Annotated in this window: 19 protein-coding genes; all 19 read right to left on the reverse strand. The window is 40.9% G+C overall.

Annotation, left to right across the window (positions count from 1 at the left end; genetic code table 11):
• Positions 1-16 precede the first annotated feature (16 nt).
• Positions 17-814 (reverse strand): septum site-determining protein MinD, encoded by a 798-nt coding sequence (gene minD / locus HORE_RS07395; RefSeq protein WP_012636351.1) that lies wholly within the window; start codon positions 812-814, stop codon positions 17-19.
• 32 nt (positions 815-846) lie between these two features.
• Positions 847-1,452, reverse strand: a complete 606-nt coding sequence (minC, locus tag HORE_RS07400; protein ID WP_012636352.1) for a septum site-determining protein MinC — start codon at positions 1,450-1,452, stop codon at positions 847-849.
• Between the two features lie 89 nt (positions 1,453-1,541).
• Positions 1,542-3,557 carry a penicillin-binding protein 2 gene (gene mrdA, locus HORE_RS07405; RefSeq protein ID WP_012636353.1) on the reverse strand — a complete coding sequence of 672 codons (2,016 nt, stop codon included), beginning with the start codon at positions 3,555-3,557 and terminating at the stop codon, positions 1,542-1,544.
• Complete coding sequence (gene mreD, locus HORE_RS07410; RefSeq protein WP_012636354.1) at positions 3,550-4,035, reverse strand: rod shape-determining protein MreD; 486 nt, start codon at positions 4,033-4,035, stop codon at positions 3,550-3,552. The genes mrdA and mreD overlap by 8 nt, the downstream gene beginning before the upstream one ends.
• 11 nt (positions 4,036-4,046) lie before the next feature.
• Positions 4,047-4,874: a rod shape-determining protein MreC gene (gene mreC / locus HORE_RS07415; RefSeq protein ID WP_012636355.1), complete on the reverse strand. Its 828-nt coding sequence runs from the start codon at positions 4,872-4,874 to the stop codon at positions 4,047-4,049.
• Between the two features lie 12 nt (positions 4,875-4,886).
• Entirely contained in the window at positions 4,887-5,927 is a 1,041-nt protein-coding gene (locus HORE_RS07420; RefSeq protein WP_012636356.1) for a rod shape-determining protein, read from the reverse strand.
• 41 nt (positions 5,928-5,968) lie between these two features.
• A complete protein-coding gene (gene radC, locus HORE_RS07425) occupies positions 5,969-6,655 on the reverse strand; it encodes a RadC family protein (RefSeq protein ID WP_012636357.1) in 687 nt (228 codons plus the stop codon).
• A 70-nt stretch (positions 6,656-6,725) separates the two neighbouring features.
• Complete coding sequence (locus tag HORE_RS07430) at positions 6,726-7,304, reverse strand: Maf family protein (protein WP_012636358.1); 579 nt, start codon at positions 7,302-7,304, stop codon at positions 6,726-6,728.
• Positions 7,294-7,821, reverse strand: coding sequence for a Gx transporter family protein (locus tag HORE_RS07435; RefSeq protein ID WP_012636359.1), 528 nt, complete (start codon positions 7,819-7,821; stop codon positions 7,294-7,296). The genes HORE_RS07430 and HORE_RS07435 overlap by 11 nt, the downstream gene beginning before the upstream one ends.
• A 234-nt stretch (positions 7,822-8,055) precedes the next feature.
• Positions 8,056-9,066 (reverse strand): FAD:protein FMN transferase, encoded by a 1,011-nt coding sequence (locus tag HORE_RS07440; protein WP_012636360.1) that lies wholly within the window; start codon positions 9,064-9,066, stop codon positions 8,056-8,058.
• Positions 9,050-9,469 carry a NusG domain II-containing protein gene (locus HORE_RS07445; RefSeq protein WP_012636361.1) on the reverse strand — a complete coding sequence of 140 codons (420 nt, stop codon included), beginning with the start codon at positions 9,467-9,469 and terminating at the stop codon, positions 9,050-9,052. The genes HORE_RS07440 and HORE_RS07445 overlap by 17 nt, the downstream gene beginning before the upstream one ends.
• A gap of 293 nt (positions 9,470-9,762) precedes the next feature.
• Positions 9,763-10,758, reverse strand: coding sequence for an RnfABCDGE type electron transport complex subunit B (gene rnfB / locus HORE_RS07450; RefSeq protein WP_012636362.1), 996 nt, complete (start codon positions 10,756-10,758; stop codon positions 9,763-9,765).
• A gap of 18 nt (positions 10,759-10,776) precedes the next feature.
• A complete protein-coding gene (rsxA, locus tag HORE_RS07455) occupies positions 10,777-11,370 on the reverse strand; it encodes an electron transport complex subunit RsxA (protein WP_012636363.1) in 594 nt (197 codons plus the stop codon).
• Positions 11,371-11,373: 3 nt separating this feature from the next.
• Positions 11,374-11,973: an electron transport complex subunit RsxE gene (rsxE, locus tag HORE_RS07460; protein WP_012636364.1), complete on the reverse strand. Its 600-nt coding sequence runs from the start codon at positions 11,971-11,973 to the stop codon at positions 11,374-11,376.
• Positions 11,973-12,533, reverse strand: coding sequence for an RnfABCDGE type electron transport complex subunit G (locus HORE_RS07465; protein WP_012636365.1), 561 nt, complete (start codon positions 12,531-12,533; stop codon positions 11,973-11,975). The genes rsxE and HORE_RS07465 overlap by 1 nt, the downstream gene beginning before the upstream one ends.
• Complete coding sequence (locus HORE_RS07470) at positions 12,523-13,446, reverse strand: RnfABCDGE type electron transport complex subunit D (protein ID WP_012636366.1); 924 nt, start codon at positions 13,444-13,446, stop codon at positions 12,523-12,525. Before HORE_RS07470 ends, HORE_RS07465 begins: the two co-directional genes overlap by 11 nt.
• 11 nt (positions 13,447-13,457) lie before the next feature.
• A complete protein-coding gene (gene rsxC, locus HORE_RS07475) occupies positions 13,458-14,783 on the reverse strand; it encodes an electron transport complex subunit RsxC (protein WP_012636367.1) in 1,326 nt (441 codons plus the stop codon).
• A 143-nt stretch (positions 14,784-14,926) separates the two neighbouring features.
• Positions 14,927-15,451 carry an SPOR domain-containing protein gene (locus tag HORE_RS07480; protein WP_012636368.1) on the reverse strand — a complete coding sequence of 175 codons (525 nt, stop codon included), beginning with the start codon at positions 15,449-15,451 and terminating at the stop codon, positions 14,927-14,929.
• Positions 15,452-15,481: 30 nt separating this feature from the next.
• Entirely contained in the window at positions 15,482-16,855 is a 1,374-nt protein-coding gene (locus tag HORE_RS07485) for a bifunctional folylpolyglutamate synthase/dihydrofolate synthase (protein WP_012636369.1), read from the reverse strand.
• Positions 16,856-16,912: the final 57 nt, after the last annotated feature.

Below are 16,912 nucleotides of genomic sequence, written 5' to 3' on the forward strand. Positions count from 1 at the left end.
ATGGCTATTCCCTCCTTTATGATAATCCAACCATCTTTTTAATTTTCTTGATCAGGGTTTCCTTCTCAAGTGACATCAATGGTAATTCTTCTCCATTAATACGACGGGCTATATTCATAAAGGCTTCTCCGGCTTTTGATTTATCTGCTTTAATTACGATGGGTTCACCCTTGTTTGTTGAAATAACGATACTTTCATCTTCCGGGACAACCCCTAGTAAATTTATGGCCAGGATTTCTATCATGTCATCAATATCCATCATATCACCTTTTTGAACCATATCGATCCTGATTCTGTTAATTATAACCTCGGGGTTTTTTAACCCCTCTGTTTCCAGAAGTCCAATAATTCTGTCAGCATCCCTGACTGCAGAAACCTCCGGAGTAGTAATAATAATGGCATCATCAGCCCCGGATATAGCATTTTTAAAACCCTGTTCAATGCCGGCAGGTGAGTCAACCAGAACATAATCCATATCTTCCTTCAGGGTTGTAGTCAATTCCTGCATCTGATATGGTGTTACAGCTGTTTTATCCCTGGTCTGGGCAGCCGGTAACAGAAAGAGATTTTTATTCCTTTTATCCCTGATCAGAGCCTGCTCCAGCCTGCAATTCCCTTCAACTACATCCACTATATCATAAACAATTCTATTTTCGAGTCCCATAACAACATCCAGGTTTCTCAACCCAATATCGGCATCAATTAAACAGACCCTCTTCCCCATCATGGCTAGAGCTGTCCCTAAATTTGCTGTAGTGGTCGTTTTACCGACCCCACCTTTTCCGGATGTTATAACAATCACTTTTCCTGCCACTTTAGCTTCCTCCTTATGTAAATTTGTAAATATTATAAATCTAATTCTTCAACGATGATATTACTTCCTTTAATATAGGCTTTCTCCGGCCTGATTTTATTCCTGTCTGATTCCCCTTCAGGGGGTCTGGATATTATATTACCAATCCGAAGTTGAGTGGGTTCAAGCTTTAAGGCAATAACCTGGGCCCTGTTAGAACCCCGGGCTCCGGCGTGGACAACCCCCCTGATCTTCCCCAGGACTATAATATCCCCGGCAGCAATAACCTCAGCCCCTGGATTAATATCCCCAATGATGACAACATTAGTAGGATAATTTATCCTCTGTCCTGACCTGATAGTCCTGGGAATTAATACAGTATCATTCAGGCCGGTATTTTTCTCTTCTTCATTTACAAAGTATATATTTTTTACCTGTCTGTAGTTTGATGCAATATTAATCAATTCCTGCATCTCATCAAGGCTAAAAGTCCGACCTCCACCATTTAAAAAAACATCTACCCCGGCAAAAAAGTCCGAGGCCTCCTCAACATGCCGGTGGAAGGCATTTTTCAGGACAGAAAAATCTACCTCAGGGTTTAAATTAATGGTAACTCCTTTTGAATTTACCTGTATAGAAATCGGATAACTCATTGTCATCTACCCTTGTCCCTTCTTGTTTCTTTGTATTATTTCTACACTTATGCTTTTATTTCCTGCATTATCTAATTAATTACTTTAAATAATACCTATTCTTTAGAAAAAACCTCTTCAAGATATTCCAGAAGTTTCTTATCATCATCTTGTATTTCTCTCTCTTTTTCTATTTCCTGTTCCTTGTCTTTTTTATCCCCTGTTTTGTCTTCAACCTCCTGGACATTTTCATCCAGACTACTACTTGAACCCTCATTATTTTGTTCTTCTTCAACAGGTTCTTCTATCCCAAAATAAGTTCTTAAAATACCGGCTACAATCGGTAAAGTATAGCTACTGGAATTACCATTCTCTAAAAACACCAGCACAGTAATTTCAGGGTCCTCAACAGGGGCATATCCAGCAAACCAACCGTGATTGGGTCTGCTTGTCCCGGTCTGGGCAGTACCGGTCTTACCGGCCACTTTTATGGGAAAATCAGCAAAAACAGACCTGGCAGTTCCATAAGAAGTTGAAGTAACCTCCACCATTCCTTTTTCCAGAATATTCAGGGTCTGCCTTCTAAATGGTAATCTCTTTTTAATGCGGGGTTTAACATCCAGGACAACCTCACCATCAGGACTAATAACTTTATCCACCAGATGAGGTTCATATATAATTCCTCCATTGGCAATAGAACTGACCATAACCGCAAGCTGTAGTGGAGTGGTTAAAAGTCCACCCTGGCCAATTGACAGGTTTACAGAATCACCAGGATACCAGCCTTCATTGAAAACTTTCCTCTTCCATTTTTCATCAGGTACCAGCCCTTCTTTTTCACCGGGAAGGTCAATACCCGTTGGAGAACCGAGTCCATACTGATGGGCATACCATTTTAATTTCTTCCCTCTATATTTTTTGTAAAGCCTGTAACCCAACTCATAAAAAACAACGTTATTGGACCGGGCAATGGCCCTGGTGAAGCTTAATTCACCTTCACCACCGGGGTGCCAGTTTTTATAGGGTCTTGACCAGTTGGGTACAAAAAACATCCCGTTTTCATCAACAAATTTGGTATCAGCCCTGATCCCCAGTTCCTCTATAGCCGCCGTACCGGTAACAAGTTTGAATATGGAACCAGGAGGAACAGCCGCCATAATAGTCCGGTTTAATAAGGGTTTTAAGGGATCATTTAAAAGTTCTTTATACTCCTTAAGAGACAGGCCTTCGGCAAATTCATTTAAATTATAATCAGGAATACTGGCCATGGCCAGTATTTCTCCGGTGTCGGGGTCCATTACAATTGCTGCAGCCCCTGTCGGGCTGTACATTTCCGGATCATCCAGGAATTCCTCCCTGAGTTTATAAAAATGTTCTTCAAGCAAACGCTCTGTCTCTTTCTGTAATTCATAGTCTAAATTTAGAATAAGGTTATTACCTGGTCTGGGTGGTTTTATCCCCAGGGTCCTGACCTTTTCCCGAAGGCTGTTAACCTCAATCTGTTCAATCCCGTCAGTCCCTTTCAGATAGATTTCATACTGACGTTCCAGTCCTGCCTTACCTACAATATCCCCACCGCGGTAATCGTAACCCTGACTGGTCAGGTTTCTTAATTCCTCTGTACTAATTTCCCCTACATAACCAACCACATGTGGGGCTAAATCACCATAGACATAGTAACGTATTGCTGATTCCTTAATAAAAATACCAGGAAGGCTTTCTGCATTTTCCTGGATAATGACCATTGTTTCCGGTGTTATATTCCTTTTCAGGATAATAGGAGAGGGTGAACTATCACCCTCATGTTCCTGATAATTTTTTTCAAGTTGGCTGATAGGTAAATTGGTATATTTACTGAGGCGGTGAAGTATCTCTTTTACAGAAATGTCTGGAGGGACTTCATTGGGGAGTAAATACAGGTCATAGGCGAGTTTATTGGATACCAGAATTTTTCCATTTTTATCATATATTTTTCCCCGGGGAGCATTAATAGGCCTCAGGGATATCCGGTTACCCTCCGACAGCTGGTAATAATAATCACCCATCACCAGCTGAAGCTGGGCCGCTCTGGCAACAACTATAATTAATGCCAGCAAAAATACAACCTTCAGAACCAGTATCCGTTTAACCATAATATAACTCGCCACCTCTTTCAAGGCGATAAACAATGTAGTAGATAATAATTCCGGCTATACTATTAAAAAACGCCTCAGGTAAAATTGTCTGTCTTAAAGCGGTAAATAAATTAATGTTAAATAATAGTTCCTCTGTAATCAGAATAACCAGTAACCCATGAAAAATACTGGCAATAAAGATAGTAGCTACCGGGACTACCGGGTTTTCCTTAAAAAATTCTTTCTCTAACAACCCCGATAAGCCACCCATAATTAGCTTAACGATGGTATAGGTTCCAAACATACCTCCCAGAAACAAATCCTGTATATTTCCACCGATAAAACCCGTCCAGGCTCCGGCTTTGGAACCCTTAATTAATCCCATTACAATTATTGTTACCAGAAAGAGATCAAAGTGTAATGTCCGGGGAGGAATAGTCAACTGAATTATAATTATTAAAGTGAATAACAGGACATACCATACTATTTTTTTCAATTGCCTCCCCCCTAAAAATCAGTGATAACGAGTACTTCTTCAATAGTATGCAAATTTAAAAACAGTTCAACCCTGGCCTTCTGGGAAAGACCAAAGTTATCAGGTTCTACCTTAATAACTTCACCAATCGGAATTCCCTTGGGATACCTGTTGGATAAACCTGAAGTTAAGATTAAATCACCTTTTTTAATGTCGGCATCCCAGGAAAGGTTGTCCATTAAGTTTATACCCTCTTCATTGAGCTGGCCTTTAACCAGTCCGATGGCCCTTGATTCAGGGCGCTGAACGATTCCCCCAACAACAAATTCAGGGGAACTGACCAATAATACCTGGGAGGAGTTAGTGGCAACATAATCCACCCTCCCCACCAGAATACCATTATACGAAATAACGGGCATATTGGGTTTAATGCCATCCCTGGAACCCCGGTTTATTATAATCTTTTCCTTCCAGGGTGAGGGACTGTAACCAATAACCCCGGCCCCAAGTGTTTTATAGGGAACAAATTCTTTAAAGGATAAAAGCTCCCTCAGCCTCTGGTTTTCACGGGCCATAAATTTAAGTACAAGTAACTGCCGTTCAAGATTAGCTACTTTCTTTTCAAGGCCCTTATTCTCATTAATCAGTTGCTTAACATTCATGATCCCATTCCAGTATTCTTGTATAGAATCACAGATGCCAGTTATATAGTTAACTATGGGACTTATAAGATTATGGGTCCCCACTTGAAGCCAGTTCAGGTATGGTATATCAACCCCGGTAAAATTTATAATCCCTAAAGAGGTAACAAATAAAACCAGTATAATAGATATACTTATACTAAAGGTCCTTTTATTCAATAAAACCTCCCCCTAAGATATTTTTTTCGGGGTGATTAAGACACGCTTCAGAGATTCCAGCTCTTCCAGGGCAACCCCGGTCCCTTTAACTACACAGTCAAGTGGTTCTTCAGCTAAATGAACAGGCATCTGGGTTTCCTCCATTAAAAGTCTATCAAGACCCTGTAGTAATGAACCACCACCGGTTAATACAATTCCCTTGTCCATTACATCAGCTGATAATTCAGGAGGGGTTTTTTCAAGGGTATACTTTACTGCATCCATAATCTGGGTTACAGGTTCTTCCAGAGCTTCTCTTATCTCCTCAGCCGTAACCTCTATTGTCTTGGGAAGACCAGAAACCAGATCCCTACCCCTTATTTCTTTTGTCTTCTCAGGCTCATCAGTAACAGCAGACCCGATGTCTATCTTTATTTCTTCAGAAGTCCTTTCCCCGATCATCAGATTATATTTACGTTTAATATACTGAATAATGGCTTCATCCATTTCATCACCACCGATCCGGATCGACCGGCTGGTAACTATACCCCCTAAAGATATGATAGCAACCTCGGTGGTACCTCCTCCAATGTCAACAACCATATTACCGGTTGGCTCATGGACCGGCAACCCGGCCCCAATGGCTGCTGCCATAGGCTCCTCTATCAAATAGGCTTCCCTGGCGCCAGCACTTCTGGCTGCATCCAGAACAGCCCTTTTTTCAACCTCAGTTACCCCTGACGGAACACAGATAATAACCCGGGGTCGAACCAGTCTGGTTCTTTTATGGGCCTTTTCTATAAAATGTCTAATCATTGTTTCTGTAATATCAAAATCGGCAATAACCCCATCTTTCATTGGTCTTACGGCAATAATATTGCCAGGGGTTCTACCAATCATTTTTTTAGCCTCTTCACCAACTGCCAGAACACTATCCTCACTACTATCTAATGCTACTACTGAAGGTTCTCTAATCAGGATTCCTTTTCCTTTAATATAAACTAATGTATTCGCTGTTCCCAGGTCAATACCCATATCACGGGAAAATGGTGCACTGATAAATTTAAATACCATAACGAGTACTCCTTTCCATATTTAGTATTTGTTTTGTATGGTTAAATTAAGTTTTCTTTTTTCATGCTTAAGTAAACTCCATCACCGATAATTATATGATCCAGCACATCTACCCCCAGTATTTTTCCGGAATCCACTAATCTCCTGGTTACATTAATATCTTCATCACTTGGACTGGGGTCTCCACTGGGGTGATTGTGAACTAAAATAACAGCAGCACTACTGCGGCGAATAGCTTCTTTAAAAACCTCCCGGGGATGAACAATAGAACTTGATAGTCCACCACGGGAAATCTCTGATATAGCAATTAACTGGTTTTTAATATCAAAAAGAATAATCTTAAATACTTCCTGCTTTAAATACCTCATATCGGGCATTACCAGCTCGGCTACATCACCTGGAGATTTAACCACCGGTCTATTATCCTTCCCTGCCTTAAATAATCGCTTGCTCAACTCTACAGTAGCCTGTATCTGGGCCCCTTTAGCCAGACCAACCCCATTTATCCGGGTAATTTCTTCAACACTAATATCGTTTAAAGCCTCAAGCCCCCCAAAAAAATTTAAAATGTCCTGTGATAATTCCACTGCAGTTCTTTTTTTATTACCGGTCCTGATAATCAGGGCCAGTAACTCAGCGTTAGACAGGGCCCGGGCACCATGTTTTATTAGTTTTTCCCGGGGCCTTTCCTCTTCAGGTAATTCTTTAATGGTATATCGATACTCCATTCTCCACTCCTTACTCCTCTCCACCAGCACCAACATATATAATTTGATGAAGGCCGGGTTTAACCCGGACCTAAATCACATCAATGGAAAACTCTTTTAGCATCAAGGATAACTTATGGATGGGAAGACCCATTACCGTAAAATAAGAACCCTTAATGCGTTCCACAAAAATTCCACCGAGACCCTGAATAGCATAGGAACCCGCTTTATCCATGGGTTCACCGGTATTAACATAGGAGATAATCTCCTGTTTGTCCATTTCCCTCATATAAACATCAGTTTTATCATAATCTACCAGTATTTTGCCATTTTCTGTTGACAAAACTGCAAGTCCTGTTAATACAGTATGTTTCTCCCCCTGAAGGCCGGAAAGCATGTCTATAGCTTCTTCATGGCTGGAGGGTTTACCGAGTATTTTATTCCCCTTAACCACAACAGTATCAGCAGCTATTACACATGATTCCTCGACCAGTTCTCCAACTTCACTTGCTTTGGCCCTGGCCAGTTCCTGAACCATATCCCTGGGGGGCAAATTTGTATATACACTCTCATCTATTTTACTCGGAACGATAGTAAATTTCAATCCCATCAATTTAAGTAATTTTTCCCTTCGCGGTGAAGAAGATGCCAGTACCAGTTTAAGAGCCATAGTTACTCCCCCTTAAAAAAGTTTCGGGAAGATAATTAACCGTAAAGTATGAAGCTAATCCTACCCCTATTCCGGTGGGAATAGCCATCAACACTAAATAGGGTAGATAGTAAAAAATACCGGGGTTTGAGATAACAAAATAAGCGGTAATAACCTGACCCAGGTTATGAAAAATAGCCCCAATAACACTTATTCCAATTAAACTAAATTTATTTTTAAGGTGGGTATAGGCCAGAAACATAGCCAGAAAACTAAATATACCCCCGGATAAACTCAGGTAAAAACTGACTGTCATAAAAGTACCGGCCATTAATGAGCCAATTAAAATCCTGAGCAACAATATTTGAAAGCCTCCCTGAAAGCCAAAAAGGACCAGACCAACCAGACTGACTATATTGGCCAGACCCAGTTTAGCTCCGGGGACTATAGAACTCATGGGTATCATACTCTCTACAAAATGTAAGATTAATCCCATCGATACCAGTAATCCAGTGGTAACCACTCTATGTGTTTTCACAATAATCCCTTCTCCTGATTTAAATCTCCTGATTTATAACTATTACTACAAATGCTCTATTTTACCATATATTTATTATAACAAATACCAGACACATTTATTTAAATGAATTCAATAATAAAAAATTTATAATAAGTACTATTTGTAGACAAAAAAATCAATTACTAAAGACCCTGATTTATAATTCAATACAGGGTACTATATTTCCTTCTTAATATCCAGAAAGGGTAAAATTTACCTGTTAATTAACTCCCTGAATCCTTTACTCAACCAGATCTGGTCGTTTTTAATCATAAGCCCTTCAACATCGGGGATTTTTTCAATTAATTCCCGTCCCCTTTCCCAGCCCATTATAAAAACAGCAGTTGACAAAATATCTGCTTCTAAGGCCGTTGGTGCATATATGGTCACAGACTGAAGATCTGAACCGGGGTAACCGGTCCGGGGGTCAAGAAGATGGGAATAACGATGCCCGTTAGCCACAAAAAATCTCTCATAATCACCGGAAGTAGCCAGACTACCCCTTTTCAGGTTTATTATATACCCTTTTAGTATTTGCCCCCTATCTTCAGGGTCTCTTATCCCGAACTTCCAGGGAATACCCGGGGATTTCACCCCGGTTACTCTAATATTTCCCCCGGCATTTATCATTCCGGCTTTTATTCCATTATCTCTTAAAAATTTAATTCCTTCATCGACTACATATCCTTTGGCCAGACCACCCAGATCTATGGCCATTCCTGGAGGTAAATAAACCTGGTTACTACGGTAAATCTCTATCCTGTCATACCCCACTCTGGATAATACCCCTTTAATCTCTCCAGGTGAAGGTACCCGGTTTTTCCTGTTTTTACTGAAACCCCAGAGGTCCATCAGGGGGGCAACAGTAGGGTCAAAAGCCCCCTGGCTCATCCGGGCATATTTTAAAGAATATCTCAATAATTCAACGGTATCTTCATTTACTTTAACAGCCTGACCACTATTTCGATTTATTACAGAAATATCACTTTCAGGGTTAAACCTGTCAAACCTGTCGGCTTTCTCCTTCATATATGAGAGAGCTTCTTCTATAATATCCCCGGCTCCGGGTTGTTTTACTACTTTAATAGTAACTGTTGTATCCATGAAATAATCTGTCCGGGAAATTATTTCTGGTCGGGCAAAAAGTTTAACCATAATTACAGCAATTATTAATAAAATGAAAAGAATAATTACCCTTAGAAAATACTTACCAGGAAACCCCATCAATTTCTGTCTCCTTTGACTCAATCCATATCGATATTTTGTTGGGAACACATACAATAACAGGCCCAGGCCCTTTTATCCAGCCTGTTTTTTCACATATTTTCTCCGGATCCCTTTCTGGAGCCTCTTTAACCCTAACATTCCCATTATGGGCTTCAATAATGTGGGTTCCGATAGGACCTTTTACCTTGATTAAAAGCGGTTTATCACCATAAGTATCCTCTACAGGTATCTTATGAATAAGCTTTCCCTCACGCATTATTACAATAACCTGGTTTCCTCCGTCATTACCCCCACTTAAAAACCCTGTCAGGGGGAATATAATAAAAAAAATGCTAATAACAGTTACAGATACAATCAGTATTTTATCATAAATTGTCATATATTCTAACAGTCTCTTCATTATTTATCCCTTTCCCTGTTATACAAAAAAATCTTCACACATGGTTTGTAAACATATTTTAATTTTGAAAGAGGCTGAAATTACCTTAATCATTATTCCCGTTTGAACCATTGAATATCAGGGAGTTGCTTAAATCTTCATAGTTTATTGTAACATCTTTTACAGGGCTTGTCTACTGACCAAAATAAATAAAACAGGGGCACCACAGTACCCCTGTTTTTTTAACATTTTAAGTTAACTAATTTTTTATAAATTATTCTTATTTTATAAATTACTCTTCCTCATTTTATAAATTACTCTTCCACCTGATAGGTAACCTCAATGGCTCCTTTTACCTTACAGGTATCATAACATATACCGCACTTAACACAGGTTTCAGGGTTAATTTCATGTTTTTCCTTTAAAGACCCTTCAATAGCATCAACCGGACAGGCTCTGGCACACCTGGTACAACCAACACATTTATCAGTAATATGAATTTCCTCAATCCTCCGGCCCTCAAACTCAATGGCACCGGTTGGACACTTCTCAGCACAGAGGCCACAGTTAATACACTTATCATAATCGATAACGGCAAGGTTATCTTCAATGGTGATGGCATCGACCGGACAAACCCGGGCACAGATCCCACAGCCTATACAACCCACTTCACAGACACCTTTTACTACTTTCCCATGGTCATGGGAAGAACACCTGATATGATTTTTCCCTGAAAGGGGGGCCAGGGTAATAATACCACGGGGACAGGCCTCTACACATTTGCCACAGCCAGTGCATTTATCATAATTTACTTCCGGAAGACCATTTTCATTCATTTCAATAGCATCAAAAGGGCAGACAGCAACACAGTCACCCAGGCCAAGGCAGCCATACTGACAGGCCTTTGTTCCCCCATTAACCATATTGGCAGCCTTACAGCTTTCGATACCCATATATTCAGCAGGCTGACGGGTTTCCTTCCAGCCACCATTACATAAAACCTGGGCAACCTTTTTCTCACCAGCTTCTGCTTCAAGTCCCATTATATCAGCAATCTTATCAGCCACCTCAGCCCCTCCGACCGGACAACCGTTAACAGGGGCTTCTCCTTTAACTACCGCTTCCGCAAAACTACTGCATCCAGCATAACCACAGGCCCCACAATTGGCCCCTGGTAAGGCTTCTTCAACTTCATCTATTCTTTTATCCCTCTCAACATGGAAAGTTCTTGAAGCTATACCCAGACCAGCTGCCAGTAAGGCCCCGAGGCCTCCCATGCTGAGGAGAGAATATACATATACTGGTTCCATCCTTTCACCTCCGTAAACTTAAATGGAAATCATACCGGAAAAACCCATAAAAGCCATAGCCATAATCCCGGCAATAATCAGGGTTATGGGAACCCCTTTTAAAGCTTCCGGTACATCAGCAAACTCCAGTGTTTCCCTGAGACCCGCCATCAGAACAATTGCCAGGGTAAAGCCAACACCGGCACTCAATCCGAAGACAATACTTTCAATAAAATTGTAGCCATTTAGTGGAATTAATAAAGCCAGACCGAGGATAGCACAGTTAGTGGTAATCAAGGGTAGATAAATCCCCAGTGCTTTGTATAAAACCGGGCTGGTCTTTTTTATAAACATCTCAACAAACTGTACTAGAGAAGCTATAACAATAATAAAGGAGACATACTGTAAAAAAGGCAAATTGAACATTTCAAGGATATAGGTATTAATTAACCAGGTTGCAGCCCCGGTCATAGTCATTACAAAAGTAGTTGCCAGTCCCATACTGAAGGCAGTCTCCACATGACGGGAAACACCTAAAAAAGGACAGATACCCAAAAACCGGACCAGTATAAAATTGTTAACGAGGACAGTACTAATAAATATTAAAAGTATCCGGGTAAATTCTTCAGACATTGCTTATCTCTCCCCTTTATTACCGAGTCTACTTATATAATTCATGATTCCAACTAATATTCCCAGACTGATAAAAGCACCACCCGGTAAAACCATTATTATCATGGGTTCATAGCCGGCCCCAAAAATAGGATTACCGAAGATAGTCCCCATACCCAGAGCCTCACGGACTACACTTAAAACAAACAGGGCCCAGGTAAAACCGGCTCCCATTCCCAGAGCATCAGCAATAGACAGGTGAAGAGGGTTTTTAGAAGCAAATGCCTCCTGCCTCCCCAGAATTAAGCAGTTAACCACAATTAATGGCACAAATAAGCTTAATGAGGCCGCAATGGTAGGAAAGAAAGCCTTAAGAAAGTAATCCACAAAAGTAACAAAGGTAGCTATAATCAAAATATAACTTGGAATTCTAACATCATTGGGTATTAACTTTTTTATCAGGGAAATAACAATTTCTGATGACAGTAAAACAAAAGTTGTTGCCAGTCCCATGGCCAGACCATTTTCAGCTGTATTGGTAACCGCCAGGGTAGGACACATTCCAATAACAAGCCTGAAAATCGGATTTTCATTCCATAAACCTTTGATAAATTCCTTTAACATTATTCAGACCCACCCCCATAATACCGCTTAATATCTTTTACAGCCTTTTCTACAATATTTGTTACCTTCTGGGAGGATATCGTAGCCCCCGAAATAGCTTCAACTTCATAAGGGTTTGATACCGGTCTTTTTACAACACTGTATTCTCCGAAGGGTTTATCCCTGAAGTTTTTCTCAAAGTCTTCTCCAGTAATATTGGCTCCCAATCCAGGGGTTTCCTGGTGATTCAGGACCTTGATACCATATATTTTTCCACTTACCGGATCAGCTCCGAGCATCAGGGTTATGATACCCTGGAAACCGCCACCACTTGTTTCCAGAGCTATACCAACCATACTCCCATTACTATAACCTTCATAAAAGGTAAGGTCACCTTTTTTGACCTGTTTCACGTCATCAACATCAGGTAAAACAGAGTAAATAGCCTCTTTTTTGGCCATTTCGTCATGTTTATTTATCATTGGAGTAGTCCATTCATATACATAAGCAAGGGCAAAAGCAGAAAAAAGGCCGATAATTGTTAAGGTAAGAACTAACCTCATGAGATTATTATTTTGCACCTGCCTTCACCTCCCCCAGGCTACGGGGACGGGTATAACGGTTTAAAATCGGTACCGTCATATTCATTAAAAGAATTGAAAAGAGGACACCTTCAGGATAACCACCCCATAACCTGATAACAACAACAATAAGACCAGCACCAACTCCAAAAATCCAGCGACCCATTTTAGTAACCGGTGTTGTTACCATATCGGTTGCCATATAAAAAGCACCGAGTACAAGGCCTCCGGCAAAGAGATGGAAAACAGGATCCTGACCAGATAACATTGTTAGCACAAAGACAGACCCCAACATCCCGGCAGGAATCCTCCAGTCTATATAACCCTTATAGATTAAATAAACCGCTCCCAGTAACAGAGCCAGGGCTGAAGTTTCTCCTAAACAGCCTCCAATATGACCTATAAATAAATCCCAGTAATCTGTCAAAATTCCATCAGACTTCATTAAATTTAAGGGGGTAGCTGTGGTTTGACCATCCAGTATCCAGGTGGTCATGGGAACCGGATAAGCAGCTATTAAAAAGGCCCTACCAACGAGAGCCGGGTTAAAGGGGTTATACCCCAGACCACCAAAAACCTGTTTCCCGAGGCCAACAGCCACAACACTCCCGAGGGCTGCAATCCATAACGGAATAGTAGGCGGGAGGGTTAAAGCAAGTAAAATACCTGTAATCACAGCACTCCCATCATTAATAGTTACTTCCTTCCCCCGGGCAATTTGAAATATAACCTCGGTTAATAAAGCAAAAACAACTGTTACTGAAATAACTAGCAGAGCATTTATTTTAAAGAACCACACTGCGGCTACAATTGCCGGAACCAGTGAGAAAACAACAGACCACATTATCTGATTTACAGTAGTAACATCCCTGATATGAGGTGATGAGGTTACTACCAGTTGTTCCCTATTCATAACTATCCTCCTTACTGAGCCTTTTTCCGTCTGGCTATTATTTCTGCCTTTCCCAGCCTTATATACTCAACCAGAGGGCGACGGGCCGGGCAAACATAAGAACAGGTACCACATTCAATACAATTGAGAACATTATACTTTTCAAGCTCGTCATACATTTCATGTTTGGCAAAATTGGAAAGTTGAATCGGCATCAACATCATAGGACAGGAATCGACACACCGGGCACATTTAATACATGGTCTGGGATTAAAATCCTCAATCTCTTCTGGAGGTAAAATCAAAAGACCTGAAGTCCCTTTATTGGAAGGAATTCCGGTATGAGGTTGTGAAATACCCATCATGGGTCCACCTACAATCACCTTACCTCCAGGAGAAACCATTCCTCCGGCCTGTTCAATCAAATCCTCGATTGGAGTCCCTACCCTGAATACTAAATTCAGGGGGTTCTTAACCCCTCTACCGGTAATAGTTACCGGGCGTTCAATGAGGGGCATTCCCTTCTTAATAGCATCAGTTACCGCCACAGCTGTAGATACATTATTTACAATCACACCTACATCAAGCGGCAAACCTCCCACTGGCACTTCCCTATCCAGGAGGGCTTTAATTAACATCTTTTCGCCACCCTGGGGATATTTAGTCTCCAGAACCTTAACTTCAATCCCCGGTTCATTTTCTACCACCTTTTTCATAGCCTGGATGGCGTCAGGTTTATTATCTTCAATTCCAATAAGTCCATTCTCTACCCCGGCGGCCTTCATCAAAGCCCTGAGGCCAAAGACAACATCTTCAGACCTTTCCACCATAATCCGGTGGTCAACTGTTAGATAAGGTTCACACTCAGCACCATTAAGAATAACATGATCAATTTCTTTGCCTTCGGGGACATTAAGCTTAACATGGGTAGGAAAAGTAGCCCCACCTAAACCAACAATCCCCGCCTCTCTTATAATGTTTTTAATGTCTTCAGGGGTTAAATCACTTAATTCACCCCGGGGTTTGATACTCTCATCAAGAACATCCTCTTCATCAGCTTCAATTACAACGGCCCTGGACTTTTTACCACTTGGGGTTAAAACATCAGTTATATCTTTAACAGTACCAGAAACCGAGGCATGAACAGGAGCTGATACAAAAGCATCAGTATCCCCGATTTTTTGACCCAGTTTGACCTGATCACCTTTTTTTACCAAAGGATCACAGGGGGCCCCAATATGCTGTTGAAGGGGTATTACCACCTTACCGGGTCGTGCTGCTTTTTTTAATGGCTTATCTCTGGTAAGCTCTTTGTTATACTCAGGATGGACTCCCTGCCTGAATGTTAGTGCACCCACTTTTTTTCACCCCTTTAGTAATTATAATACAGTATTACGACTAACAAAAGAATATATATTAAATAAAAAATAAAACAGGCATATGCTAAAAATATTATATATTAAATCCTGGACAAAAACAACCCAAAAAAAAACCCCACAAATTAGTGGGTAATAAAGGCATCATATCCAAGAGATTCAACGACTTTTTCTGTCTGTTCAGCTTCCTGCCTGTCGGTCGTTGCCCCCAGTTGAACTTTATAGGGGACCCCTTCAGTAATAACCGCCTGGAGCCCTTTTTCTTCAAGTTCCTGTTTTAACCTCAGGGCATTATTATAGTTATTAAAGGCCCCAACCTGGACTGCGTAGACTTCTTCTCCCTGTAGCTGCTGTTTTATATACTTATATTCGATGACATCCTGGTCAGGGTCAACACTTTTCCCATTTAAATTTTCTTCCCCTGTCATATCCCCTGATGTCTCTGGTGAGGGAGTTTTTTGAGTATTTCCCTGATCATCCACAATCTCTTCTTCAATAATTTTGTCTTCAACAACCTGTTGAGTATTTTGGCCGGGGTCACCGGTTACCATCTGGATTAACCAGTTCCCCAGTAGATAACCAACAAATATTGCCAGCAGGGCCATAACAATTACCATAATGGTAAGTGAAAAAGTATTCTGCCTGCTCATTTTTTCACCACACTCCTTTTCTTTATACTATTATGATTGACTGTTATGTTTTATACCACTTTGAACTAATATTTTAGCTTCTGAAACTGTATATAGAGAACCGGTGACACATATTACATCTTCAGGCCTGGCATCATTTAACACCCCCGTGAGGGAGGTCTTTAAATCAGGATATACCCTGTACTTTATTCCCCGTCTTTGAGCATATTGACCGATAACTTCAGGGGAACAGGACCGGCTGTTAGTATTTCTGGTAATTATCAGCTCTTTTTTAGCCTTTCCAAAATCAAGCATCTCTATCATTCCTTCAACATCCTTATCCCCCAGGATGCCGACTATTATATAAAATTGTCTATCTTCATTAATTAATGGTCCCAAACTATTTACCAGTTTTTTTACCCCTTCAACATTATGGGCACCATCGGCTATAATCAGCGGAGACCGGGCTAAAACCTCCATCCGCCCCGGAATAAAAGCTGAGGCTAGACCCTTTTTAATTTGTACTAGATTTACAGGATACTGTTCCTGTAAGTAATCAACCACTGCCATCGCCAGCAGGGCATTTCGGACCTGATAAACACCGGGAAGTTTAATAAAATACTCAATCTTCTCAGTCCCGTTTATAGATTCTGCTTCTTTCTCCAGGCTGTAATCCCCATTATTAAGACGGAATACGGTAAATGACTGGCCCTCCAGAGAACTCTCAATTATGTTGTATGAATACTCTTTATCAATAATTTTCAGGGGGGAATTTTTTAATTTAGCAGTCTCTTCAATTACTCTTAAGGCCTCCTTATTCCTGACCCCGGTAACTACAGGACAGTCCCTTTTAATAATACCTGACTTTTCCCGGGCAATACTTTTTACATCATTTCCCAGAATGGAGGTGTGATCAAGGGATATACTTGTAATTACACTTACCAGGGGCTCTTTAATAACATTGGTGGCATCCAGTCTGCCTCCCAGCCCAACTTCAAGCAGAACCAGGTCTACATCTTTTCGGGCAAAATATAATAAAGCCAGGGCTGTCACAAACTCAAAATAGGTCGGACCGCCAACCTCCGGGTCTTTCTTCAAATCTTCAACCCGGGGAACCAGTTCAGAAACAAGGTCTGTTAGCTCAGCTGTACTAATAGCCCTGTTCCCGACTTCTATTCTTTCATTAAAGTGAATCAAATGTGGTGAAGTATAGACTCCGACCCGGTACCCGGCTTCAGTATATATACTTTTTAAAAAAGCTATCGTTGAACCCTTACCATTGGTTCCGGCTACGTGAATAACCTTTAACCGGTCTTCCGGGTGGTTAAAGCTTCCCAGTAAGGCATTTATCCTGTCAAGCCCTGGCTTAAATCCAGCATCTGTCCCGAATCTAGATAAACTATTAATATACTTATAGGGGTCCATGGTTCATCTTCCTTTCCGCAACTCCCATCCTGTCTGTATACATTTTGAATCCAGTTC

The sequence above is a fragment of the Halothermothrix orenii H 168 genome (assembly GCF_000020485.1).
Taxonomy (GTDB): domain Bacteria; phylum Bacillota; class Halanaerobiia; order Halanaerobiales; family Halothermotrichaceae; genus Halothermothrix; species Halothermothrix orenii.

Excerpts from the sequence above, each read along its gene's own strand:
- minC (WP_012636352.1), bottom strand. The coding sequence starts at position 1,452 with ATGACAATGAGTTATCCGATTTCTATACAGGTAAATTCAAAAGGAGTT.
- mrdA (WP_012636353.1), bottom strand. The coding sequence starts at position 3,557 with ATGGTTAAACGGATACTGGTTCTGAAGGTTGTATTTTTGCTGGCATTA.
- HORE_RS07420 (WP_012636356.1), bottom strand. The coding sequence starts at position 5,927 with ATGGTATTTAAATTTATCAGTGCACCATTTTCCCGTGATATGGGTATT.
- radC (WP_012636357.1), bottom strand. The coding sequence starts at position 6,655 with ATGGAGTATCGATATACCATTAAAGAATTACCTGAAGAGGAAAGGCCC.
- HORE_RS07430 (WP_012636358.1), bottom strand. The coding sequence starts at position 7,304 with ATGGCTCTTAAACTGGTACTGGCATCTTCTTCACCGCGAAGGGAAAAA.
- HORE_RS07440 (WP_012636360.1), bottom strand. The coding sequence starts at position 9,066 with ATGGGGTTTCCTGGTAAGTATTTTCTAAGGGTAATTATTCTTTTCATT.
- HORE_RS07445 (WP_012636361.1), bottom strand. The coding sequence starts at position 9,469 with ATGAAGAGACTGTTAGAATATATGACAATTTATGATAAAATACTGATT.
- rnfB (WP_012636362.1), bottom strand. The coding sequence starts at position 10,758 with ATGGAACCAGTATATGTATATTCTCTCCTCAGCATGGGAGGCCTCGGG.
- rsxA (WP_012636363.1), bottom strand. The coding sequence starts at position 11,370 with ATGTCTGAAGAATTTACCCGGATACTTTTAATATTTATTAGTACTGTC.
- rsxE (WP_012636364.1), bottom strand. The coding sequence starts at position 11,973 with ATGTTAAAGGAATTTATCAAAGGTTTATGGAATGAAAATCCGATTTTC.
- HORE_RS07470 (WP_012636366.1), bottom strand. The coding sequence starts at position 13,446 with ATGAATAGGGAACAACTGGTAGTAACCTCATCACCTCATATCAGGGAT.
- HORE_RS07480 (WP_012636368.1), bottom strand. The coding sequence starts at position 15,451 with ATGAGCAGGCAGAATACTTTTTCACTTACCATTATGGTAATTGTTATG.
- HORE_RS07485 (WP_012636369.1), bottom strand. The coding sequence starts at position 16,855 with ATGGACCCCTATAAGTATATTAATAGTTTATCTAGATTCGGGACAGAT.